Origin of the sequence: Dongia soli (genome assembly GCF_034044715.1) — a bacterium.
GTDB classification, from domain to species: domain Bacteria; phylum Pseudomonadota; class Alphaproteobacteria; order Dongiales; family Dongiaceae; genus Dongia_B; species Dongia_B soli.
The window spans coordinates 384,448-406,486 of sequence record NZ_JAXCLW010000003.1 but is presented as its reverse complement, the minus strand read 5'-3'; the positions used below and the strand labels follow the sequence as shown (position 1 = coordinate 406,486).

Annotated in this window: 22 protein-coding genes and 1 riboswitch; of the genes, 10 read left to right on the top strand and 12 right to left on the bottom strand. The window is 61.2% G+C overall.

Translation table 11 applies throughout. The features are described 5' to 3' along the window. The first annotated feature begins 18 nt into the window (after positions 1 to 18). Entirely contained in the window at positions 19 to 1,851 is a 1,833-nt protein-coding gene (gene recQ / locus SMD27_RS14010; protein ID WP_320509024.1) for a DNA helicase RecQ, read from the top strand. A gap of 21 nt (positions 1,852 to 1,872) precedes the next feature. Here recQ and rnhA read toward each other — a convergent pair whose 3' ends face one another. From rnhA to ispH, 3 genes are all read right to left on the bottom strand, one after another. Continuing rightward, positions 1,873 to 2,361, bottom strand: coding sequence for a ribonuclease HI (gene rnhA / locus SMD27_RS14005; protein ID WP_320509023.1), 489 nt, complete (start codon positions 2,359 to 2,361; stop codon positions 1,873 to 1,875). Positions 2,362 to 2,370: 9 nt separating this feature from the next. Continuing rightward, the gene (locus tag SMD27_RS14000; protein ID WP_320509022.1) at positions 2,371 to 3,333 is read right to left on the bottom strand and encodes a homoserine kinase; all 963 of its coding nucleotides are present in this window, start codon (positions 3,331 to 3,333) and stop codon (positions 2,371 to 2,373) included. A 112-nt stretch (positions 3,334 to 3,445) separates the two neighbouring features. Next, positions 3,446 to 4,390 carry a 4-hydroxy-3-methylbut-2-enyl diphosphate reductase gene (ispH, locus tag SMD27_RS13995; protein WP_320509021.1) on the bottom strand — a complete coding sequence of 315 codons (945 nt, stop codon included), beginning with the start codon at positions 4,388 to 4,390 and terminating at the stop codon, positions 3,446 to 3,448. A gap of 289 nt (positions 4,391 to 4,679) precedes the next feature. Here ispH and SMD27_RS13990 point away from each other — a divergent pair, with 289 nt between their 5' ends. From SMD27_RS13990 to SMD27_RS13955, 8 genes are all read left to right on the top strand, one after another. Next, positions 4,680 to 4,919 carry a CDGSH iron-sulfur domain-containing protein gene (locus tag SMD27_RS13990; protein ID WP_320509020.1) on the top strand — a complete coding sequence of 80 codons (240 nt, stop codon included), beginning with the start codon at positions 4,680 to 4,682 and terminating at the stop codon, positions 4,917 to 4,919. 50 nt (positions 4,920 to 4,969) lie between these two features. Then, positions 4,970 to 5,533: a hypothetical protein gene (locus tag SMD27_RS13985; protein WP_320509019.1), complete on the top strand. Its 564-nt coding sequence runs from the start codon at positions 4,970 to 4,972 to the stop codon at positions 5,531 to 5,533. A gap of 125 nt (positions 5,534 to 5,658) precedes the next feature. Beyond that, a riboswitch (glycine riboswitch) is annotated at positions 5,659 to 5,763 on the top strand. A gap of 198 nt (positions 5,764 to 5,961) precedes the next feature. Beyond that, positions 5,962 to 7,146: a glycine cleavage system aminomethyltransferase GcvT gene (gene gcvT, locus SMD27_RS13980; protein ID WP_379990714.1), complete on the top strand. Its 1,185-nt coding sequence runs from the start codon at positions 5,962 to 5,964 to the stop codon at positions 7,144 to 7,146. Positions 7,147 to 7,223: 77 nt separating this feature from the next. Next, positions 7,224 to 7,601, top strand: coding sequence for a glycine cleavage system protein GcvH (gene gcvH / locus SMD27_RS13975; protein WP_320509179.1), 378 nt, complete (start codon positions 7,224 to 7,226; stop codon positions 7,599 to 7,601). Between the two features lie 14 nt (positions 7,602 to 7,615). Continuing rightward, a complete protein-coding gene (gene gcvPA / locus SMD27_RS13970) occupies positions 7,616 to 8,965 on the top strand; it encodes an aminomethyl-transferring glycine dehydrogenase subunit GcvPA (protein WP_320509018.1) in 1,350 nt (449 codons plus the stop codon). Further along, positions 8,962 to 10,485: an aminomethyl-transferring glycine dehydrogenase subunit GcvPB gene (gene gcvPB / locus SMD27_RS13965; protein WP_320509017.1), complete on the top strand. Its 1,524-nt coding sequence runs from the start codon at positions 8,962 to 8,964 to the stop codon at positions 10,483 to 10,485. The genes gcvPA and gcvPB overlap by 4 nt, the downstream gene beginning before the upstream one ends. A gap of 7 nt (positions 10,486 to 10,492) precedes the next feature. Continuing rightward, on the top strand, positions 10,493 to 11,023 hold the full coding sequence (locus tag SMD27_RS13960) for an isochorismatase family protein (RefSeq protein WP_320509016.1): 531 nt from the start codon (positions 10,493 to 10,495) through the stop codon (positions 11,021 to 11,023). 18 nt (positions 11,024 to 11,041) lie between these two features. After that, positions 11,042 to 12,217, top strand: a complete 1,176-nt coding sequence (locus SMD27_RS13955; protein WP_320509015.1) for an aminotransferase class V-fold PLP-dependent enzyme — start codon at positions 11,042 to 11,044, stop codon at positions 12,215 to 12,217. 80 nt (positions 12,218 to 12,297) lie between these two features. Here the strand turns inward: SMD27_RS13955 and SMD27_RS13950 are convergent, their stop codons facing one another. From SMD27_RS13950 to SMD27_RS13915, 8 genes are all read right to left on the bottom strand, one after another. After that, the gene (locus SMD27_RS13950) at positions 12,298 to 12,789 is read right to left on the bottom strand and encodes a F0F1 ATP synthase subunit B family protein (RefSeq protein ID WP_320509014.1); all 492 of its coding nucleotides are present in this window, start codon (positions 12,787 to 12,789) and stop codon (positions 12,298 to 12,300) included. Next, positions 12,789 to 13,280 (bottom strand): F0F1 ATP synthase subunit B family protein, encoded by a 492-nt coding sequence (locus SMD27_RS13945; protein ID WP_320509013.1) that lies wholly within the window; start codon positions 13,278 to 13,280, stop codon positions 12,789 to 12,791. The genes SMD27_RS13950 and SMD27_RS13945 overlap by 1 nt, the downstream gene beginning before the upstream one ends. A 101-nt stretch (positions 13,281 to 13,381) precedes the next feature. Continuing rightward, complete coding sequence (locus tag SMD27_RS13940) at positions 13,382 to 13,609, bottom strand: F0F1 ATP synthase subunit C (protein ID WP_320509012.1); 228 nt, start codon at positions 13,607 to 13,609, stop codon at positions 13,382 to 13,384. A gap of 68 nt (positions 13,610 to 13,677) precedes the next feature. Beyond that, the gene (locus SMD27_RS13935) at positions 13,678 to 14,487 is read right to left on the bottom strand and encodes a F0F1 ATP synthase subunit A (RefSeq protein ID WP_379990718.1); all 810 of its coding nucleotides are present in this window, start codon (positions 14,485 to 14,487) and stop codon (positions 13,678 to 13,680) included. Between the two features lie 69 nt (positions 14,488 to 14,556). Further along, positions 14,557 to 14,868, bottom strand: coding sequence for an AtpZ/AtpI family protein (locus SMD27_RS13930; protein WP_320509011.1), 312 nt, complete (start codon positions 14,866 to 14,868; stop codon positions 14,557 to 14,559). Between the two features lie 227 nt (positions 14,869 to 15,095). Next, complete coding sequence (gene smc / locus SMD27_RS13925; protein WP_320509010.1) at positions 15,096 to 18,560, bottom strand: chromosome segregation protein SMC; 3,465 nt, start codon at positions 18,558 to 18,560, stop codon at positions 15,096 to 15,098. A 59-nt stretch (positions 18,561 to 18,619) separates the two neighbouring features. Beyond that, on the bottom strand, positions 18,620 to 19,276 hold the full coding sequence (locus SMD27_RS13920) for a DsbA family protein (protein WP_320509009.1): 657 nt from the start codon (positions 19,274 to 19,276) through the stop codon (positions 18,620 to 18,622). Positions 19,277 to 19,506: 230 nt separating this feature from the next. Continuing rightward, the gene (locus tag SMD27_RS13915; protein ID WP_320509008.1) at positions 19,507 to 20,079 is read right to left on the bottom strand and encodes a DUF721 domain-containing protein; all 573 of its coding nucleotides are present in this window, start codon (positions 20,077 to 20,079) and stop codon (positions 19,507 to 19,509) included. Between the two features lie 29 nt (positions 20,080 to 20,108). On the opposite strand from SMD27_RS13915, the gene mutY reads away from it, so the two are divergent. Next, positions 20,109 to 21,206 carry an A/G-specific adenine glycosylase gene (gene mutY, locus SMD27_RS13910; RefSeq protein ID WP_320509007.1) on the top strand — a complete coding sequence of 366 codons (1,098 nt, stop codon included), beginning with the start codon at positions 20,109 to 20,111 and terminating at the stop codon, positions 21,204 to 21,206. Here the strand turns inward: mutY and SMD27_RS13905 are convergent. Further along, complete coding sequence (locus tag SMD27_RS13905) at positions 21,203 to 21,874, bottom strand: LysE family translocator (protein WP_320509006.1); 672 nt, start codon at positions 21,872 to 21,874, stop codon at positions 21,203 to 21,205. The two genes, mutY and SMD27_RS13905, sit on opposite strands and share 4 nt — an antisense overlap. Positions 21,875 to 22,039 lie beyond the last annotated feature (165 nt).

The window sequence follows — 22,039 nt, the reverse complement described above, 5'->3', positions numbered from 1 at the left end:
CCCATTTTGATTCCATCGATGGATAAAATGTTCGATCAGCCGGATACAGCGCAACGTGCCCTCGATCTATTGCACAGGATCTATGGGCACCAGGCATTTCGCGGCCAGCAGGCCGCGATCATCGAGCATGTTGTCGAAGGCGGCGATGCTCTGGTGCTGATGCCGACGGGCGGCGGCAAATCCGTCTGCTATCAAATTCCGGCCTTGCTGCGTGATGGCGTCGGTATCGTCGTCTCGCCGCTGATTGCCTTGATGCAGGATCAGGTGGCGGCCTTGCAGCAAATGGGCGTTGCAGCTGCCTTCCTGAATTCGAGCCTGACCCTGGACGAGCTGCGCGACATCGAACGCCAACTGCGCCGCGATGCGCTGAAGCTGCTTTATGTCGCGCCCGAACGTCTACTGACGCCGCGTTTCCTCGACCTGTTGCGCGATCTGAAGATCGCGCTTTTCGCCATTGACGAGGCGCATTGCGTGTCGCAATGGGGGCATGATTTCCGGCCGGAATATATCCAGCTTTCGGTGTTGCATCAGCAATTCCCCGATGTGCCGCGTATCGCCCTGACGGCGACGGCCGACCGCGAAACCCAGGCGGAGATACGTCATCGCCTGGCCTTGGAAAATGCGGAAATCTACCTCGCCAGCTTCGATCGGCCGAATATCCGCTACCGTGTAGTGGAAAAGACCGACGGCAAGCGGCAGCTGCTGGAGATCCTGCAACAGGAACAGGCCGGCAATGCCGGTATTGTCTATTGCCAGTCGCGGAAGAAGGTCGAAGAGGTCGCAGAATGGCTGTGTCAGCGGGGAATCTCCGCCTTGCCATATCATGCGGGCATGAGCGCCGAGCTGCGCCGCCTCAATCAACAGCGCTTCCTGCGCGAGGAGGCTGTGGTCATGGTGGCGACGGTCGCCTTCGGCATGGGGATCGACAAGCCCGATGTGCGGTTCGTCGCGCATCTCGACCTGCCTGCGAGTATTGAAGCTTATTACCAGGAAACCGGGCGCGCAGGCCGTGACGGCGCACCGGCCGAGGCCTGGCTGGCATTCGGTCTCGCCGATGTGGTCATGCTGCGCAAACGCATTGCCGAATCGGCTGCATCCGAGGAGCGCAAGCGGGTCGAGCGCCGCAAGCTGGATGCCTTGCTGGGCTTCTGTGAATCGACGCAATGCCGGCGCCAGGCATTGCTCACCTATTTCGGCGAGACCGCGGGGCGCTGCGGCAATTGCGACATCTGTCTTGATCCCGGCGAGACCTGGGATGCGACGGTAGCGGCGCAGAAGCTTCTATCGGCCGCTTGGCGTACCGGCCAGCGCTTCGGCGTCACTCACCTGATCGATGTCTTGCGCGGCGAGACGACGGAAAAGGTGACGCAATACGGGCATGACAAGCTCTCGACCTTCGGCATCGGCGGTGACCTCGCCGTCGCCGATTGGAAGTCGCTGGCGCGGCAACTGGTGTCATTGGGTTATTTCACGGTGGACGGCGATGGCTTCAACACGCTGGCCGTGAGCGAGACGGCGCGTCCGCTGCTCAAAGGCGAAGAGCGGCTCAATCTGCGCAAGGCGACGGTGAAGCTGGGCGGCGGCAAACGTGGCCGGCGCAGCTTTACGGCACAGCTCGGCCCGGGCGGGGTCGATGCGAAACTCTGGGAGGCCTTACGGGCGCGGCGGCGCGATCTGGCAGCAGCGCAGAACGTGCCGCCTTACGTGATTTTTCACGACAATACCCTGATCGAAATCGCCCATCGTAAGCCGCAGACCCTTGATGAGTTTTTGGAGATTCCCGGAATCGGCGAACGTAAATTGGCGCGTTACGGCGACGACTTCCTGGAAGTGCTGTCGGACTTCGTGTGATGCCCACAGCATGTCCGCTGTTTACATGATGTCCTGGGTTTTCAATGACTGAATGGCTTCGCGGGCGAGAAGATCGGCGCGCTCGTTTTCGGGGTGGCCAGCATGGCCTTTCACCCAATGCCAGGAAACCCGGTGCGGCTTGATGGCATGGTCGAGACGCTGCCAGAGATCCGAATTCTTCACCGGCTTCTTATCCGAGGTGCGCCAGCCGTTGCGTTTCCAGCCGGGCATCCATTCGGTGACGCCCTTCATGAGATATTGGCTGTCGGTGTAGAGGGCCACCTGGCTTGGACGCTTCAGCGTTTCCAGGGCGATGATCGCGGCCATCATTTCCATGCGGTTGTTCGTGGTCGGACTTTCACCGCCGGATAGCTCCTTTTCGACCGCGCCATAGCGCAGGATCGCACCCCAGCCGCCGGGGCCGGGATTGCCGCTGCAGGCGCCATCGGTGAATATCTCGACGACCTTGACGGTCTCGGTGGGAGACGTGGTCTCGGAAGATGCAGTCATGGGTACCGCTCAGCCGATACCATAGGCGCCGGCCGAAGCGGCGCCCTGATGGAAACGAAGCTTGCGCAGATATTCGCGCGGATCCTTCGGCTTCACGAAAGCGCCGGGCGGGTGGTTCAGCCAGTCGTAAAGACGGGTGAGAAGAAAGCGCAAGGCGCTGCCACGGCAGAGAAGCGGCAAGGCCGCCGTTTCAACCGAGGGCACGGGGCGGACCGACTGATAGGCCTGCACCATCAACCGTGCCTTGGTGATGTTGAAGCTGTGATCCGGCTCGAAGCACCAGGCATTGAGACAGACGGCGAGGTCATAGGCCAGGAAATCGGTGCAGGCGAAATAGAAGTCGATCAACCCCGACAGGCGATCGTTGAGGAAGAAGACATTGTCCGGAAAGAGATCGGCATGAATCACGCCGATCTCCAGATCCTTCGGCCAATGCGCGTTGAGGAAGGCCAGTTCGTCGACGATGACCTTGCCAAGACCCGGCTCGACCTCGTCCGCGCGATCTTTCGTTGCCTCGACCAGCTTCTGCCAACCGGCAAGTGACAAGGCATTAGCGCGGCTTAGGGTGAAGTCGCGGCCCTTCAGATGCAGATCAGCAAGCGCGGCGCCCAATTGCTGGCAATGGCGCTCGGTCGGCCGACGCGGCCACATCCCTTCGAGAAAGCTGACGATCACCGCGGGCCTGCCGCAAAGCTCATGCAGGGTCTGTCCGTCGCGGGCGTGAATCGGCGTGGGGCAACTCAACCCTTTAGCCGCCAGATGTTCCATCAGTCCCAGGAAGAACGGCAGGTCCTCGCGCGCGACGCGTTTTTCATAGAGGGTCAGGATGTAGGTACCGAGCGTCGTGCGCAGCAGATAGTTGCTGTTCTCGACGCCTTCGGCAATGCCCTTGCAGGCGACGACATTGCCGAGATCGTATTGCGCGAGGAACGTATTCAACTCGCCATCCGGCACTTCTGTATAGACAGCCATGGGATCTTGGACGCGATCTGGTTTCTGTTTAAAGGCCCGGCAACGTGTTTGTCACCGGGCCGGGCTGATCATCAGCATGCTGTTGCGGCCGTCATGCCGGCTGCGGTGCCGCTCACGCGGTCAATGCGCGCGGCAATTTGAAATGGATGGTTTCGGTGGTGACCGGAATTTCGTCCATCTCGATCGTGTAGCGCAGCCGGATCGCGTCCAGCACATCCTGTACCAGAATTTCCGGCGCCGAGGCGCCTGCGGTGATGCCGACCGTTTTCACGCCCTCGAACCAGTTCCAGTCGATCTCGGCAGCCTTTTGCACCAGATGTGCATTGGTGCAGCCGGCAACCCGGGCGACCTCCACCAGACGCCGTGAGTTGGAGGAATTCGGTGCCCCGATCACCAGGACGAGATCGCAGCGACCGGCGATGGCCTTCACCGCCATCTGCCGGTTTGTCGTGGCGTAGCAGATATCTTCCTTGCGTGGCCCGTGAATCGCCGGGAAGCGCTGCCGCAAGGCGTCGATGATATCGACCGTGTCATCGACCGAGAGCGTGGTCTGGGTAATATAGGCAAGCTCTTCGATCTGCGGCGGTTCGACCTTGGCGACATCGGCAACGGTTTCGACCAAGGTCACCGCGCCGGGCGGCAACTGGCCGATGGTGCCGATCACCTCTGGATGGCCGGCATGGCCGATCAGGATGATGTGACGGCCGATATTGAAATGGCCTTCGGCCTCGCGATGCACCTTGCTCACCAATGGGCAGGTGGCGTCGAGATATAGCAGGTTGCGCTTTTCGGCTTCGGCTGGAACGGCCTTGGGCACGCCATGGGCGGAAAAAACCACCGGGAACTGCCCGGGAATTTCGTCCAGCTCTTCGACGAAAATGGCGCCCTTGCGCTCCAGCTCCTCAACCACGTGCCGATTGTGGACAATCTCATGGCGGACATAGACCGGCGCGCCGAACCGCTCCAGGGCTTTTTCGACGATCTGGATCGCGCGATCGACGCCGGCACAAAAGCCGCGCGGTGCCGCCAGAAGCAGGGTCAGGTTGGGTTTTTGCATGCTTAAATCCCGGTTTTGCTTTCCTGGAATATAGAAGTTTCAACCCGCCGGGCAACCGCCAAATCCGCTGATCGGATCCGCGGTTAGACATGTCGGCGGCAGTCTGCGCTGGTCCCCAAGCATACCCCATGGGAAGCCGGCGGCGATTTTGGAGCCGGACCAGGGTTATTAACCCGATTCGCTTGTTAATCTGCGGGCGCTTCTCTAGAGTCGGCATGAACATTAAAAGATCTTCCCGTAACCGGCCAATCCGGCGGCAGGGAGGTCGGACTGAACCGGGGGAAGGTCGATGGCCGAACCGCAGATCGCGCAGAAATCGCCCTATAAGGTCGAGGTGACGGCCGGCAAGACCTATTTCTGGTGTGCCTGCGGCAGAAGCCAGAAACAGCCTTTCTGCGACGGCTCGCATAAGGGCAGCGAGTTCTCGCCGATCAAATACGATGCCGCCGAAAGCAAATCGGTGTACTTCTGCGGTTGTAAGCATTCCGGCAAGATGCCGCTTTGCGACGGTACGCATAGCCGCCTCTAAGCACCTTCCCCCTCCATGATGATGTCACACAAAAAGAGCAAGGATCGTCGATGACCGACTGTTCCGGTACTTCCCCCAGCAAGGTTCTTCGCAACCTCGCATCCTTCGGCCTGCTGGCCATCGCGCTTACCGGTTGTGCCAGCAAGGAGAAGGGCCCGCCCCAACCCTGTCCCATGGTGATGGCGCCGCGTGAGTTGGCTCATGTCACCAAATTCGGTGGCGGCGGGAACGATCTGTCCGATATCTCCTTCGAGGCCGGCCTCGACACCTTCTCGAGCTACTGCAAATACTCCGCCAATGCTGAGCCGCCTTATATCCGGACGGCCATCAAGATACAGTTCATCGCGGCCCGGGGGCCGAAATTTACCGGTGATAAGGCCAGCTTCAAATATTTCGTCGCCATCACCGGACCGGGCGGTGAGCCGATCAAGAAGGAAGTCTTCGACTCCGATATCGATTTGAGCGGCGACAAGGTCAAAAACATCACGGTGGATGAAATCGATCCGATCAAGGTCTTCCCTAAGGAGAAGGAAAACGGCGATTTCTACCGGATCTATATCGGCCTCGATCTCACCAAAGAGCAGCTCGAATACAACAAGCGCAATCCACGCTGAGGTCACGGCTTGGGCGACTGAAGGGATCGTCTGTCGTTTGGCGGCGCATTTGAATGACGTTTCCAGTCAGAAAAATGCCGCTTGACGGAAAATAGGACGGGGATCATCCTCTCAGCCGACATGTAATCCCGCTGTTGGGAGAGATCGTCCGGTGACCAGAGTGATCATCGGCCGGCGCCGAAGGAGCAACCGCCCCCGGAAACTCTCAGGCAAAAGGACCGCTGCGGGTTCGACACTCTGGAAAGCGGGCATCCCGGGGCTGGGATGCCTCACCGACGGAGTAAACCAGGCTCTCTTTGCCATGCGATCGGGCGATCTGCCGGATCCGGTTGAGAGAGCGGCCAATCTCTCAGGTTCCAAGGACAGAGGGGGGAACGATGCAGGCCAAGCGTCTGTGTCGACCCCAATGAATTCTGTCGGAGGATATCTTGACCACCAATGCTACAGCGTCCAAGGATGCATCATCGTCGGCGGGCTCGTCATCGAGCGCGGGAGCGTTGCAGCGCACGCCGCTATACGACCTGCACCTGGAACTCGGCGCCAAGATGGTGCCTTTTGCCGGCTATGAGATGCCGGTCAATTACCCGGCCGGCATCATAGCCGAGCATCTGCATTGTCGGTCTGCTGCCGGTCTATTCGATGTCTCCCATATGGGCCAGATCAGGTTGGCCGCCGAAAGTCATGATGCGGTTGCCGCCGCTCTTGAGCGGTTGTGTCCCAGCGATTTCCTTGGCCTCCAGCCGGGCCGCCAACGCTACAGCTTCTTCACCGACAACCAGGGCGGCATCCTGGATGACCTGATGGTCAGCCGACTGCAGGATGTGAAACACGGCGATCATCTCTTCGTGGTGGTCAATGCCGCCTGCAAGGCTCAGGACCTGTCGCATCTGCAGGCCAATCTCAATCACCGCTGCGAGATCACCGAATTGGCGGATCGCGCGCTGCTCGCCTTGCAGGGTCCTGCTGCGGGCGAGGTCCTGGCGCGGCTGGCGCCGGATAGCGCGGCCATGACATTCATGACCGCCCGCGTGCTGACCATTGCCGGCATCGATTGCTTCGTTACCCGGTCCGGCTATACCGGCGAGGATGGATTCGAAATCTCCGTATCCAATGCAGCGGCGGCAGATCTCGCGCGACGGCTTCTGGCGGAATCCGAGGTCAAGCCGATCGGTCTTGGTGCCCGCGACTCGCTGCGGTTGGAAGCAGGGCTCTGTCTCTATGGCAATGACATCACGCCGCAGACGACGCCGGTCGAAGCCGACCTCAGCTGGGCAATCAGCAAGCGCCGCCGCGAACAGGGCGGCTTCCCGGGCTCCGGTGTGTTGCAACGGCAGTGGAAAGACGGTGTGGCCCGCAAGCGTGTCGGCATTCAGCCGGATGGCAAGGCGCCGGCGCGTGCCCATACCGAAATCGCGGATGAGGCGGGGCAGGTGATCGGCGAGATTACCTCGGGCGGCTTTGGTCCCAGCGTCAATGCGCCGGTGGCCATGGGTTATGTCGCAGCGAGCCATGTCACGCCGGGCACTAGGCTGAACCTGCTGGTTCGCGGCAAATCCTTGCCGGCCAGCGTTGTCGCTCTGCCTTTTGCGCCGCATCGCTATCGTCGCGCTTGAAGCAAGCGTGTTTCACTGCATCAACGGGGCCTGATGCAATGCAATGGAATACTCAATATCGAAACAGGGAGTGAATGATGAGCGATCTGCGTTACACCAAGGACCATGAATGGCTTCGCGCCGAAGGCGATATCGTGACAGTCGGCATCACACCTTATGCCCAGGAGCAGCTCGGCGATGTCGTTTATGTCGAATTGCCGGAAGTCGGCCGCAAGGTTGAGCAGGGTAAGGAGATGGCCGTGGTTGAATCGGTCAAGGCCGCCAGCGAGGTCTATGCGCCCGTCAGCGGCGAAGTGGTCGAGGTGAATAACGCGCTGACCGATGCACCGGCCACGGTGAATGAAGACGCCTTGGGCAAGGGATGGTTCGTGAAGCTGAAGCTCGCCGATCGCAACCAATTGACCGGCCTGATGGACGAAGCCGCCTACAAAGCGCTGTGCGATAGCGAACACTGAGCCGGGTCCGATCCATGCGCTATTTGCCGCTGACTGAGTCTGACAGGCGGGCGATGCTCGCCAAGATCGGCGTTCCGTCGATCGACAGTCTCTATGCCGATGTTCCACCAAAGGCGCTTCTCAAGGCGCCGATTGCCGAGCTGCCCAATCATCAGGGGGAAATCGAGGTCGAACGCCAGATGCAGGCTTTCGCCAATCAGAATCTCGGTACTGCTTCGTGTCCGAGTTTTCTGGGCGCGGGAGCTTACCGGCATCATGTACCGGCGACCGTGGACTATCTTATCCAACGCGGTGAGTTCCTCACCTCTTATACGCCGTATCAGCCGGAAGTCACGCAGGGGACGCTGCAATACCTGTTCGAATTCCAGACGCAGGTGGCCTTGCTGACCGGCATGGATGTCGCAAATGCCTCGATGTATGACGGCGCCAGCTCGACTTGCGAGGCCGTGCAGATGGCCAATCGCATCACGCGCCGCAAGAAAGCGGTGATCTCCGGCGGCTTGCATCCGCATTACCACGAGGTCATCGCTACCTTGGCGAAGTTCACCGGCTTTGACATCGTTTCGCCGCAGCCGGCGCCGCAAGGTGGTGAGGATCTGATGGCGATGGTCGATAAGGATACGTCCTGCATCGTCGTGCAATATCCGGACGTCTTCGGCCATGTGCGCGACTATACGAAGCTGGCGGAAGCGGCGCATGCCGCCGGCGCTCTGTTGATCGTTGCCGTGACCGAGATCATCTCGCTCGGCCTGCTGACGCCGCCGGGCGAAATGGGCGCCGATATCGTCACGGCAGAGGGCCAGTCGCTGGGCAATCCCCTCGGCTTCGGGGGACCTTATGTCGGGCTCTTTGCCACGCGCGATAAATATCTGCGGCAGATGCCGGGCCGCCTTGCCGGCCAGACCGTAGATGCCGAAGGACGGCGCGGCTGGGTGCTGACCTTGTCGACCCGCGAACAGCATATCCGCCGTGAAAAGGCGACCAGCAATATCTGCACCAATTCCGGTCTCTGTGCCCTGGCCTTCACCATCCATCTCAGCCTGTTGGGTGAAGCCGGATTGCGGCAACTGGCCGAGCTCAATCATGCCGCAGCGTGGCGCCTGGCGGATCGGTTGAGCGCCATTGACGGTGTCGAATTGCAGATCGCGCAGTTCTTCAATGAATTCACCGTCAAGCTGTCGAAGCCCGCGGCCCAGGTGGTGGAAGATCTGGCACAGCGCCGCATTCTGGGCGGTGTGCCGGTCTCGCGGCTTTGGCCCGGCCGGCCCGAGCTTGAAAACCTGCTGCTGGTCGCCGCGACGGAAACGGTGACGGATGACGATATGGCGGCGCTGGAGACGGCGCTGAAAGAGGTGCTGCGATGACAATGCCGAGCATGCCGCAAGCCGGCACAACGCTTTCCGGCAACAAGGCTCTGCAGATCGAAGAGCCGTTGATCTTCGAACAGGATGCCTCCGGCCGCACGGCTGTCGATCTACCGGCGGTGCCAGAGCATCAGGAACGCCTCGGTGGGCTGAAGCGCAAGCAGGCGGTCGGCTTGCCGGGCCTGTCTGAGCCGCAAGTCGTCCGGCATTACACCAAGCTCAGTCAGAAGAACTTCGCGATCGACATGAACGTCTATCCGCTGGGTTCGTGCACCATGAAACACAATCCCCGCCTGAACGAGAAGGTGGCGCGGTTGCCGGGCATTGCCGATCTGCATCCATTGCAGCCGATCTCGACTGTGCAGGGCGCCTTGGCATTGATCGACCGGCTGGCGCATTGGCTGAAGACTTTGACCAATATGCCGGCGGTCGCCATGTCGCCGGCTGCCGGTGCACATGGCGAGCTTTGCGGCATCATGACCATTCGCGCGGCCTTGCTGGCGAAGGGCGATGCGCGCAAGCGGATCCTGGTGCCGGAATCCGCCCATGGTACCAATCCGGCCACCGCAGCGGCCTGCGGCTATGAAGTGGATCCCGTGCCCGCGGATGAGCGCGGCCGAGTCGATCTCGCGGCCTTCAAGGCCAAGCTTGGCCCCGATGTCGCCGGCACCATGATCACCAATCCCAATACTTGCGGCCTGTTCGAGAACGATATCATCGACATCGCCGATGCAATCCATGCAGTCGGCGGCTACTTCTATTGCGACGGGGCGAATTTCAACGCTATCGTCGGTCGGGTGCGGCCGGGCGATCTCGGCGTTGATGCCATGCATATCAATCTGCACAAGACCTTCTCGACGCCTCATGGCGGCGGCGGGCCGGGTGCCGGACCGGTCGTGCTCTCAGCGGCACTGGCGCCCTATGCGCCGTTGCCCTACGTCACCCATGGGCCGAATGGCTTCGATCTCAAGGAACAGGATGAAGGCGGCACGGCTTTCGGACGCCTCAAGGGTTTCCATGGCCAGATGGGCATGTTCACCCGGGCGCTTTCCTACATCCTGAGTCATGGCAGCGACGGGCTACGCCAAGCTTCGGGCGATGCAGTGCTGAACGCCAATTACATCCTGGCCGGCCTGAAGGATACGCTGACCCCGGCTTTCCCCGGCACCTGCATGCATGAAGCCTTGTTCAACGACGACTTCCTGCAAGGCACGGATGTGACCACCTTGGACTTCGCCAAGGCGATGATCGATGAGGGTTATCACCCGATGACCATGTACTTTCCGCTGGTCGTCCACGGCGCTTTGCTGATGGAACCGACGGAGACGGAAAGCAAGGACGGGCTCGACCGCTATATCGAGGTGGTGAAGGGCCTAGCCGAACGGGCGAAAGCCGGGAATACCGCTTACTTCGAAGGCGCCCCGTACCATACGCCCCGCCGGCGTTTGGACGAGACCCTGGCGGCCCGTCAGCCGATCCTGAAATGGAAGCCGCCGGTGGAGAAGCAGGCCGCGGAATGAGCGAGCGATGAAGAAGACAGCCTTGCTGCTGATCGATCTCCAGCTCGGTCTCTTAAGAGCGCCAAGCTGTGTCTATCGCGGCAGTGAGGTTGTGGCCTTGGCGGCGGGACTTCTGTGGCGGGCACGGCTGGCGGACGTGCCCGTTTTCCATGTCCGCCACGATGGGGGACCGGATGACGACGATCTGGCGCGCGACAGCTCGGGCTGGTTCCATCATCCGGATGTTGCGCCCCAAGCCGCTGAGCCAATTGTCGACAAGACGACATCCAGCAGCTTCGTCAGTGGAGAGCTTGATGGGCGACTGCGCGAGCTGGGCGTCGACTCACTTGTCATTGCCGGTTTGCAGACCGACTTCTGCGTCGACTCCAATTGCCGGGTGGCGTGCAATCTTGGCTATGACGTCCTCTTGGCGGAAGACGCGCATTCCACCTACGATGGTCCGGAGCTGACCGCGGCCCAGATCATCCGTCACCATAACCGCGTCCTCAGTCGCAGCGGGACGGTGCGCCTGAAGCCGGCAGCCGAGATCAATTTCTAATATCGTGAGGAATGCCGTATGAGCCTCGATATTGCCGCCTTGCGGGCGGAGACGCCGGGTTGCCGCCACGTGATGCATTTCAACAATGCCGGTGCCTCCCTGCAGCCACAGCCGGTCCTCGATACCATGATTACGCATCTCAAACTTGAGGGTGAGATCGGCGGATATGAAGCGGCCGACCAGATGGAAGAGCGGCATGAAGCGGTCTACGGCTCGATCGCCAAGCTGATCAATTGTGCCGCCGATGAAGTGGCCTTGATCGAAAATGCCACCCGAGCCTGGGATATGGCGTTCTATTCCCTGCAATTCCGGCCTGGCGACCGCATCCTGACCAGTATCGCCGAATATGCCAGCAACTATATCGCCTTCCTGCAGGTGGCGCGGCGGAGCGGGGCGGAAATCATCGCCATTCCCAATGACGCCCATGGCCAAATATCGGTAGCAGCTCTGGAAAGCCTGATCGATGCACGGGTGAAATTGATTGCCGTCACCCATGTGCCGACCAATGGCGGATTGATCAATCCGGCTGCCGCCATCGGTACTGTCGCGCGGCGACACGGGATTCCATTCTTGCTGGATGCCTGCCAGTCGATCGGCCAATTGCAGATCGATGTCCAGGCGATCGGCTGCGATATGCTATCGGCCACGGGGCGCAAATATCTGCGCGGGCCGCGCGGAACCGGTTTTCTCTATGTGCGTCGCGCCATGCTGGAGCAGCTGGAGCCGCCGTTTCTCGACCTGCATGCGGCGACCTGGGTGGCGGAAGACCGCTACGAAATGCTGCCTGATGCCAGGCGGTTCGAAAATTGGGAGAGCGGGATTGCGGGGCGGCTCGGCCTGGGTGCAGCGGTTGACTACGCCCTTGCCCTGGGCATGGGAGAGATTGAAGGGGAATTGCGCCGAAAGGCTGCTTTCCTGCGACAGCAACTGGCGGCACTGCCCGGCATTACGGTGCATGATATCGGCGAGCAGAAAGGCGGTATCGTGACCTTCAGCAAGGCCGGTATCGACGTGACGGAAATCAAATCGGCCTTGAACAAGGCTCGCGTGAATGTCTCGATTTCCGGCCAGTCCTCGACCTATCTCGACATGACCGCTCGGCAGCTTGATCAAATCATCCGGGCCTCGGTTCACTACTTCAATACCGAGGAAGAGATCGAACAGCTCTGCCGCGTGGTTGGCGAGCTAACGTAGATTGCGAATATAGGCAAAGAAAAAGGCCGGCTGACTAGGCCGGCCTCTCTTCTTGCAGAGTACTCTTGGTATCGTGCTGCTTAATGCAGCTTTCGATTCAGTTCCGAGATCGATTGATCGATCAAGGCATTGGCCTTGCTGTCGTCCAGCGTGCGGCCAAGCAATTGGATCGTGGCGGCACTGGCGATATCGACCGCTTCGCGACGAACTTCGGCCAGGGCATGTGCTTCGGCCTGAGCGATCTTTTCCAGGGCGGCGGCCTCGCGGCGTGCCAGGCTGGCATCGAGATTGGCCTTGGCTTCCTTGATCTCGCGCTGGGCCTGGGCCTTGGCGCTGGAAAGGATTTCCTCCGCCTCGCGAAGGGCGTCGCGCTGCTTGCGTTGATATTCCGCCAGCAAAGCCTGCGCCTCGTCCTTCAGCTTCTGGGCTTCATCCAGGTCGGCCTTGATCTTCATCGACCGCTGGTCGAGGAAGCTGGTCAGGGCGCGCCAGATCTTCGGGCCGGCGAAGATGACGAAGATCGCCAGACCGATTTCGACCCAAAAATGCGGCTCTTGGAGCATCTCTTCCATCAGGCACGCTCCTTCAGGATCTCTTCGACCGCACCGACGGCATCACTGCCATTGACCGTCACGCCGGTCAATTTCGCCGTCATGGCCGAGGCCAGATCGCCGGCAACCGTGCGGATATCGGCCAGAGCCTGCGTCTTGCTGGCCTTGATCCGGTTTTCCGCCACCACCGTCTGTTCCGCCAATTTCTTGGCGAAGTCGGCTTCGCGGGCGCCCGTCGCTGCCGCAATTTCCGCCGCTGCCTGGTTCAGAGCTGAATGAGCTTCGGCCCGGGCATCGGCAATGGACTTGTGATAAGCGGCCAGGACCTCTTCGGCCTCGGCCTTCAACTTAACCGCCTTTTCCAGGTTGCCCTGGATGCGTTCTTCACGCTGCCCCAGCACCTTGCCCACGCGCGGCAGAACCAAGCGGGACATCAGCAGATAAAGCAGGATGAACGCGATCGCCAGCCAGAATAGCTGCGGCGAAAAGGATGTTGGGTCGAGCTGTGGCATCGCTCCCTCTCCGCCACCGCGAGACGGCCTTCCGTTGAACAGGTCGAACCAGTTGCCGGAAGGCCGCGCGCGAGCGGCCAGATCATCAATCTAGCGTGGTCTTAGGCGGCGAACAGGATCAGCATCGCCACGACGAAGGCGATCAGACCGGTCGCTTCGACCAGCGCGAAGGTCAGCATCATGTTGCCGAACAACTTGGCCGAGGCGGCCGGATTGCGCAGCGCGCCGTTCATGAAGTTGCCGAACAGGATGCCGAGGCCGATACCAGCGCCACCCAGGGCGAGAGCGGCAATACCGGCACCGATGTACTTCGCAGCTTGTGGATCCATTTGTCAGTTCCTCTTTTCCGAAAGTTAAAGGTTGTAACTCGTGACTTGGAACGCGCGCAGGCCATGCCTCAGTGATGCATGTGAACGGCGTCGTTCAGGTAGATGCAGGTTAGGATGGTGAACACATAGGCCTGCAGGCAGGCGATCAGGAATTCCAGGCCGATGATGGCGGTGATCGCCGCGACCGGCACGATGCCCGAAATGTAAGCGCCAGCCAGGCCGAGCGGCAGAACGAAGCTGCCGAGCACCACCAGCATCACGTGGCCGGCGACCATATTGGCGAACAGTCGGACCGACAGCGACATCGGGCGGATGAAATAGGAAATGACCTCGATCGGGATCATGAGCGGCAGCAGCCAGACCGGTGCGCCCTTGGGAACGAAGAAGGACAGGAAGTGAAAACCGTGCCGGATGAAGCCGATCGCTGTCACGATGAGGAAGACCATCATCGCCAGCGCGAAAGTGACGATGATGTGGCTGGTGACCGTGAACGACTTCGGCAGCAGGCCGAACAGGTTGCAGAACAGCACGAACATGAAAATGGAGAACACCCAGGGGAAATACTTGCGCCCCTCGCTGCCTACATTTTCCTTCAGCATATTCGCGACGAAATCGTAGAGGAATTCGACGAGTGCCTGCCAGCGGCCGGGAACGACCGCCTGCTTGCGAATGCCGATCAGCATGAAAACCGTGATCGCCGCAACCGCGATCAGCATCCACAAAGCCGAATTGTTGAAGGAGATATCATAGCCCCCGAGCGACAGATGGCCACCGATATGCTCAATCCTGAATTGCTCAAGTGGGCTGTGATGTTCTTGCGCCGCCACGATGCCGACCCCATTCTCATAAGGGCCAGCCGGCCCCGGTTTCATCTTCATCCGGCCGATCCGCCTCGGGCTACATCCCCGGAGGGCTTGCCTCAAGGCCAAGCGGCCGCTCAATTCTTTTCAGCGCTGGCGCCGCTCGAGATCCCGCGCGGTGCGCATGATGTTCGAAATACCGGCCGCCAATCCCAGGAACATGAAGATGATCATGAACCACGGTTTGCTGCCGAGGCTGTAATCCACCAACCAACCCAGGCCCAGTCCAACCACGATGCCGACGACCAGTTCGAGGCTCATGCGCCAGCCGACTGCTGCCATTCTGCTATCAGCCGCGCCTTGCCGCTGATCGGCGCCGGAACCGCCTTCAATGCGCTCGCGCGCCGCTTTCAGCCGCGCATCAAGCTCTTGCAGCCGTTCCGGGTCGTTCTCGGCCATTCCGCATTACCTCGAAACATCCCCAGGCAAACGCCACCCCGCATCACCCCTCAGCAACGCGCAGGCGCGCGAAACATACGGTTGGGCCTGACTCCTGTCAAGTCGATTCCCGGAAAAGTAACTGTTTGAAAACGCTAACAAAAAGGCGTTTTGTCGCAGCCTGAAAGCCACCCCTATGTAAGGTGGCCGTCATCCGCGATGGCGACATCCCGCGGTGATTGAAGCCTTTAACTGGCGGCCTTCAATTCCTCGACCTGCTGCAGATCCACCGAAACCAGCTGGGAAATGCCGCGTTCCACCATGGTGACGCCGAACAGCCGATCCATCCGGGCCATGGTGAGGCGGTGGTGGGTAATAACCAGGAACCGGGTCTTGGTGCGGTGGCTGAGCGTTTGGACCAGGTTACAGAACCGCTCCACATTGGCATCGTCGAGCGGCGCGTCGACCTCGTCCAGCACGCAGATCGGTGCGGGATTGACCAAGAAGACCGCGAACAGCAAAGCAAGAGCCGTCAACGCCTGCTCACCGCCGGAGAGCAAGGACATGACCTGCAGCCGCTTGCCCGGCGGGCTGGCCAGAATTTCCAGGCCGGCTTCCAAAGGATCTTCGGCCTCGGTGAGCTTGAGATGCGCCTTGCCGCCGCCGAAGAGATCGGTGAAGAGCTTTTCAAAGTGACCGTTGACCAGCTCGAAGGCTGCCAGCAGACGTTCGCGGCCTTCCCGATTGAGGCTGTTAATGCCCTGGCGCAACCGCGAAATGGCGTTGATCAAATCCGATTTCTCGGTCTGCATGCCGGTCAGCTGCTGATCGAGTTCGTTTGACTCGGCCTCCGCGCGCAGGTTGACGGGACCGATATTCTCGCGCTCGCGGCCCAAGCGGTGCAGGCGCTGCTCGGTCTCGGCACGGTCGGGCAACGGCTCGCCGGGCTCAAGTTCAGCCAAGCCAAGCACTTCTTCGGGCGAACATTCGAGCCGTTCGCGAATGCGCTCGGTCAGGGTCTGATAAGCCTCCTCAGCCTGGGCGATGGCAGCTTCGGCGCGGACCTTGAATTCACGCGCTTCGACCAGCTTGCTTTCTTCGCCCTTCAAATTCCGGTCGGCCGCGGCAAGGGAGCTTTCCGCCTCAGCCAAGGCATCGGCCGCCTGTTGGCGCGCGATGGTCGCCGTCTCGATCAGATCCAGCAGCGTCATCTTCTGCTCGGCGATCTGCTCCGGCATCATCGCCAGGCGCTCAATTTCCTCAATGATATGTTCGCGGCGCTGCGCATAGGTTTCAAGCTGCCGCTGGGCATTACCGGCCCGGTTCTGCCAGGAGTCGATATCGCGGGCGATCGACAGCAGGCGCTGTTGCCGCTGATCGGCTTCGCGTCGCAGCCTTTCATCGGTTGCCCGGCACTCGACCAGCTTGCTGCGGCGTTCTGCCAGCAGCGGCCGCAATTCGGCAATGCGCAGCTGGGCGGCGTGAAGATCCGGCAGGTTGGCGATTTCGTCTTCCGTCGCCGCCTGTTCCATCGCGGCTTCGCTGATATCGCCTTCAACCGCCTCCGACTGCTGATCCAAGGCTTCGCGGCGTGAGCTCAGGCGCGACAGGGTTTGTTCCGCGCGGCTCAACTGCTCGCGTGCTTGACGCGCAACATTATAAGCATTCTGCACGGCATGACGCGCGGCCTGTTCACGGCTGGCCAAATCGGCAGCCGCGAGCTTGGCGGCCTCGTAAGCCTCCTCGGCAGCCATCCAAGTAAACTCGCTCTCTTCCAGGGCGGTCTGCAATTCGGCGAGGCGGTTTTTCTGTTTCAGGCGCTGCACCGCGGCAGTCGGCGTGCCGGAAGCCATGCTGAGGCCGTCCCAGCGCACCATGGCGCCGTCGCGGGTTACCAGACGCTGGCCTTGGGCCAACTGTGTCATCAGATTGCGGGCGGTCGCTTCGTCGGCGACCACGCCGATCTGGCTCAGCCGGCGCAGCAAGGCAGCAGGACCGGTGACATGCTGCGCCATGCTCTCGACGCCAGCTGGCAAGGTGGGGGCATTGGGATCTACCGGCAGGTCACGCCAGTGGACCGGCGCACCCTCGGTCAGCGAGGCTTGCAGATCATCGCCCAGAGCTGCGCCGAGGGCAGCTTCATAGCCGCTTGAGACCTGCAGCACATCGACGACCGGCGGCCACATATCGGATTCGGCATGGGCGAGCAGGGCGCTCAAGGCCTCAACCTCTGCCTTCTGCCGGGCGCGCAGGGCTTCCACCGACTGCAATTCGCTGCGCAACTGCGCCTCGCGTTCGTTGGCGGCGCTCCGGCTGGCTTCCAGATCGGCCGATGCCTGCTGGGCCTGCTCCAGTTCCATTTCCGCCTGGCCAGCGGCATCGCGCGCAGCCAGCATCTCAATGTCGTTCTCGATCTCGGCGGCGAGGCGTTCTTTTTCCAGTGCCACTTCCGAGGCGCGCATGCGCAGCCGCTCCAGGCGCTGGGCGAGATCGCTCATGCGGCGCTGCAAGGCCGATTGTCGGGCTTCGCCGGTCGCCACATTCTGCGTCAGCTGAGAAAGCTCGCTCTCGCATTCCTCGACCTCAGCACTGGCAACCGTGACCGCGCGCTCGGCCTCTTCGGCCAAAGCCGCTTCGCTGCCGGCAGTGTCTTCAAGTTCGGCACGTTCCTGGAGGAGGCGTTCCTGGGCCTGGACGGCGTCTTCGGCCAGAGCGGTTTCGCGCGCCGTATCGTTCTCGATGTCGCGCAATTGACGATCGGCATCGGCCCGGGCGCCGGCGATGCGCTGCTCTTCCTGATCGAGCTGCGCGCGGGCGATGGTCAGGCGCTGCAATTCGGCCGCCGCTTCCGCTTCCGTCCGGCGCAGATCGGGCAGGATGAGTGCTGCTTCGCTCTGCTGCGTGGCGGCGATGACGGCGGAGCTCGTCAAGGAGACGACGGCGTGTTCCGCTGCCGCCAAGGCCTGTTCGGCGGTCTGGCGGCGCTGCGAGGCGTCGGTCCATTGCAGGTGGAACAGGACCGCTTCGGCGCGGCGAATCTGATCGTTCAGATTGCGATAGCGCGAAGCCTGGCGGGCCTGTTTCTTCAAGCCGGAAAGCTGGCTTTCCAACGTGACAATGACGTCGTCCAAGCGGGCGAGATTGGCTTCCGCCGCCTTCAAGCGCAGTTCCGCTTCGTGGCGACGGGAATGCAGGCCGGTAATGCCGGCAGCCTCTTCCAGCAGGCCGCGGCGATCGGTCGGTTTGGCATTGATGATGGCGCCGATACGGCCTTGGCTCACCAGTGCTGTCGACTGGGCGCCGGTGGCGGAATCGGCAAACAGCAATTGGACGTCTCGGGCACGGGAATCCTTGCCATTGACCTTGTAACTGGATCCCTCGCCGCGATCGATGCGGCGAGAGACTTCCAGATCATCGCTGTCGTTAAATTGCGCCGGCACTTTGCGGTCGCTGTTGTCGAGGCAAATGGTCACTTCGGCAACATTGCGGGCGGGACGGTTGACGCTGCCGCCGAAGATGACGTCGTCCATCTCGCTGCCGCGCATGCGCTTGGCCGAGGTTTCGCCCATGGCCCAACGAAGGGCTTCAACCAGATTGGATTTGCCGCAGCCATTGGGTCCGACAATGCCGGTCATGCCCGGCTGAATCAGCAGCTCGGTGTGGTCCACAAAGGACTTGAAGCCATGCAATCGGAGTTTCGTAAACTGAACCAAGGCAGCGTATTCCCGTCTGGATATAAGCGACGGCCGGAGCCGGCGCGGATGGACCTTTCTTACTTCGCGAGCTGGGCGTCGATCACAGCTTTGAACACCTCAAATGGCCGCGCGCCTTCCAGCTTCTGGTCTTTGATCAGGAAAGTCGGGGTCGAATTGACCTTGAACTTATCCTCAGCCTCCTTGCGCGAATTGATGATCTTTTCCTGCGAGGCCTTGTCGTTCAGGCATTGCTCGAACTTGGCCTGATCGATGCCGGCGGTCTTGGCGATATTGGCCAGTGCCGTTACCGAATCGTCCACCAGCCAGGTGCTCTGTTGCTTGAACAGCAGATCGGTCATGCTGAGGAAGCCGTCCTGCGGCAGGCAATGGGTCAGCAGGGATGCCTGCAAGGCTGGGCGGTTGAGCGGGAAGTCGCGCAGGACCAGCCTCACCTTGCCGGTGTCGATATAGGCGCTCTTGATCTGCGGCAGAATTTCTTCATGGAAATGCGCGCAATGCGGGCAGCTCAGCGAATAATATTCGACGATTGTCACCGGGGCTTTGGCATCGCCCATCACGATGTCGTCGGGGCGAACCTGCGGGGCCTCTGGCACAGTCGTCGTATCCACCGTCTCGGCCACCGTCGGCTTAGCCGGCCAGAATTGCCAGGCAACTAGGCCGGCAATGACGACAACCACGACGGCCGCGAGGGCGATCAGAATTTTTTTGCTCACATCCACACCTTTGTAACATCGACCGGCACATCCCGGCCGGTTGAGCGGCGATGCGCATTCCCCGATATGCCACCCTGCGCCGACTCTATCTCGGGTCAATTCCCACCATGCCCGGTTTTGGCAGGATTCGGAGAGCGGCGCAAGCTGCGCCAGGATCCATGGGGAATGGGCCGGAGTCGATTTTTACGAGTCATTACGGCCGGTTAGGGATTCCGCCGAGTCGGCGGATTTCAACGGTTTTCCGCCCGCTTGTTGCGCCGATGGATCGCATGACCGAGTCGCCGCAGCACATCCTTCAGATCGCCATCTTGAACCCGCGCGATGGTCGTCTCCGTCACGGCGGCATCCGCGGCACTCAAGGCCGGCAACGGCGGTTTGGGGCGAGGCCTGCGACGCCGCAGGGTTCCCTGAACAATCTGCAGACGCGCCACGGCGCGATAGCCAAAATAGCCGTTAATGCGTTCCAGGAGATGCGGCGCCTGATGCTGCAGCTCCAAGGCCAAGGCGCCGATACAGCGCAGGATCAGGGTGCCGTCCCGCCGCTCGCCCTTGGAAAAACGCAGCTTGTCCGGCTGGCAGCCGCGGGCCAAGTTGGCCCCTGCGATCTCCGGCCAATGGGTCAGCAGGCCGGCTTCCGCGAAGCCCCGGCTGCCCAAAGCGGCGCGGGTGATCGCCGGGACATTGACGGCGAGGGCGGCGACACCGCCCCGTCGCGTTTCCTTGCGGCGTGTTTCCTCGCTCCGGGTCTTTGCGGCCACGAGCGCTTTAGTGCCCGAAGCGAGCGTTTTGGGGTTTGTCGTCATCTTGTCCCAAGTTTATGGTGCCGCTCGCAATGGATACAAGCCAGACAATATCAGGCCGCCGCAAAGACCAGATCGCCGAGGAATTGCCGCCAAGCTTGCTCGCTTGGTATGACCGGCACCGGCGGCTCTTGCCGTGGCGCAGCCTGCCGGGCCAGCATCCCGATCCTTATCATGTCTGGCTTTCGGAAATCATGTTGCAACAGACCACGGTGGCGACAGTGAAAGGCTATTTCGACGCCTTTCTCGCGCGTTGGCCCAGGGTCGAGGATCTGGCGGCGGCCGATCTCGACCAAGTGCTCACCGCCTGGGCTGGGCTCGGTTACTATGCCCGGGCGCGTAACCTGCATCGTTGCGCCCAGGCAGTCGCGGCGCTTGGCCGCTTCCCCAACACCGAAGCCGAATTGCTGGAACTGCCCGGAATTGGCCCCTATACCGCTGCAGCGATTGCCGCCATCGCCTTTGACAGGCCGGCAACCATCCTGGATGGCAATGTCGAGCGGGTAATCAGTCGCCTGCACCGGGTGCAGACACCGCTGCCGAAGGCCAAGGAGGAATTGCGGGCGCTGGCGGCTAAGCTGACGCCGCAGCACCGGCCCGGTGATTACGCTCAGGCGGTGATGGATCTTGGCGCGACGATCTGTACGCCAACCCGGCCCAAATGCGTTCTTTGTCCCTGGCGGCCGGCTTGCGCGGCCTTTGCCGCGGGCGACGCCGAGACGTATCCGCGCAAGGCGGCAAAAGCGGTCAGGCCGGTCCGCCACGGCGTCGCTTTCTGGATGATCAATGACAAGGGTGAAGTCGCACTGCGCCGCCGGCCGGAAAAGGGATTGCTGGGCGGCATGATGGAAATCCCTTCGACCGAGTGGCGAACCGAAAACTGGGCAGAGGCGGAGGTGCGGGCACAGCTTCCCGCAGCCGGGAAATGGCAGATGCTGGACGGGCAGGTGCGACACGTATTCACCCATTTCGAATTGCGGCTCGGCGTACAGCGGGCGCTGATCCGTAAATCACCGGCTGCCGATCTCATCTGGGTCTCACCGGACCGATTGTCGGACTACGCCTTGCCCACGGTGATGCGCAAGGTGGTCGATCTTGCGATGAACCGTAAGGTCTCAGATGTGACCTAGCTGCTCTTCTTGGCGGTTGCCAGGAAGAGGCCGAGCCCGATCATCGTCAGGCCGGAGGCTTGCGACAGGCGTCGCTGAAATCCGAGATGACGTCGCAGGTAACGGCCAAGCGGCGCTGCCAAAGCGACGATGACAAGATCGGCAGCGGTATTGAGCGTGACGGAAATGGTGCCGAGAAGCACCAACCGCGGCGCCAGGGGGGCTGCATCCAGCACGGCGAATTGTGGCAGCAAGGCCAGGAAAAAGAGGGCCGTCTTAGGGTTAAGCACTTCCGCGAGCAAGCCGTCCCGCAAGGCGTGCATAAGACTTCTTTGCCGCGTGGCATCTGCGGCTGCGGCCGGCGCGCCCAGCATGGCATGGCCGTCCTGCCGTGCCTGTATCAGGTTGCGGATGCCAAGGAAGATCAGGTAACCCGCGCCGACCCACTTCAACGCAGTGAAAGCGCTGGCTGAAGTGGCAAGGATCACAGAGAGGCCGAAAGCGGCGGCCATGACATGCACAAAGCCGCCCAGGCCGGTGCCCAAAGAGGACAGCAAACCATCGCGGCTTCCCGATTGCAGCGTGCGGGCAAGGACATAAAGCATGCCGGGGCCGGGAAAAGTCGCTAGGACGATCGCCGCGACCAGAAATGCCTGCCAGTGAATGCCCGAGTGGATGCCGCTGAACATAGACCGATGCTTTCCGTTATTTGCAGCATCTTTCGATAATCTCGCGCGGCGAGGTAGGACCGGAATGACCGGTGCTTGCCATCCACTTGTATTCTCGGTGTATAGTTCCCGGCGACGGCGAATAAAAAGATGCCCGACCGACCTTACGGTCAGCCGGGCAGTTCA

Bases quoted from the DNA above. Each gene is read 5' to 3' on its own strand.
- mutY (WP_320509007.1), top strand. From the start codon at position 20,109: ATGGATACAAGCCAGACAATATCAGGCCGCCGCAAAGACCAGATCGCC.
- ispH (WP_320509021.1), bottom strand. From the start codon at position 4,390: ATGCAAAAACCCAACCTGACCCTGCTTCTGGCGGCACCGCGCGGCTTT.
- SMD27_RS13945 (WP_320509013.1), bottom strand. From the start codon at position 13,280: ATGCCACAGCTCGACCCAACATCCTTTTCGCCGCAGCTATTCTGGCTG.
- SMD27_RS13915 (WP_320509008.1), bottom strand. From the start codon at position 20,079: ATGACGACAAACCCCAAAACGCTCGCTTCGGGCACTAAAGCGCTCGTG.
- gcvPA (WP_320509018.1), top strand. From the start codon at position 7,616: ATGCGCTATTTGCCGCTGACTGAGTCTGACAGGCGGGCGATGCTCGCC.
- SMD27_RS13950 (WP_320509014.1), bottom strand. From the start codon at position 12,789: ATGGAAGAGATGCTCCAAGAGCCGCATTTTTGGGTCGAAATCGGTCTG.
- gcvPB (WP_320509017.1), top strand. From the start codon at position 8,962: ATGACAATGCCGAGCATGCCGCAAGCCGGCACAACGCTTTCCGGCAAC.
- SMD27_RS13990 (WP_320509020.1), top strand. From the start codon at position 4,680: ATGGCCGAACCGCAGATCGCGCAGAAATCGCCCTATAAGGTCGAGGTG.
- SMD27_RS13940 (WP_320509012.1), bottom strand. From the start codon at position 13,609: ATGGATCCACAAGCTGCGAAGTACATCGGTGCCGGTATTGCCGCTCTC.
- SMD27_RS13935 (WP_379990718.1), bottom strand. From the start codon at position 14,487: ATGAAGATGAAACCGGGGCCGGCTGGCCCTTATGAGAATGGGGTCGGC.
- rnhA (WP_320509023.1), bottom strand. From the start codon at position 2,361: ATGACTGCATCTTCCGAGACCACGTCTCCCACCGAGACCGTCAAGGTC.
- SMD27_RS13985 (WP_320509019.1), top strand. From the start codon at position 4,970: ATGACCGACTGTTCCGGTACTTCCCCCAGCAAGGTTCTTCGCAACCTC.
- gcvH (WP_320509179.1), top strand. From the start codon at position 7,224: ATGAGCGATCTGCGTTACACCAAGGACCATGAATGGCTTCGCGCCGAA.
- SMD27_RS13930 (WP_320509011.1), bottom strand. From the start codon at position 14,868: ATGGCCGAGAACGACCCGGAACGGCTGCAAGAGCTTGATGCGCGGCTG.
- SMD27_RS14000 (WP_320509022.1), bottom strand. From the start codon at position 3,333: ATGGCTGTCTATACAGAAGTGCCGGATGGCGAGTTGAATACGTTCCTC.
- recQ (WP_320509024.1), top strand. From the start codon at position 19: ATGGATAAAATGTTCGATCAGCCGGATACAGCGCAACGTGCCCTCGAT.
- SMD27_RS13905 (WP_320509006.1), bottom strand. From the start codon at position 21,874: ATGTTCAGCGGCATCCACTCGGGCATTCACTGGCAGGCATTTCTGGTC.
- SMD27_RS13960 (WP_320509016.1), top strand. From the start codon at position 10,493: ATGAAGAAGACAGCCTTGCTGCTGATCGATCTCCAGCTCGGTCTCTTA.
- SMD27_RS13955 (WP_320509015.1), top strand. From the start codon at position 11,042: ATGAGCCTCGATATTGCCGCCTTGCGGGCGGAGACGCCGGGTTGCCGC.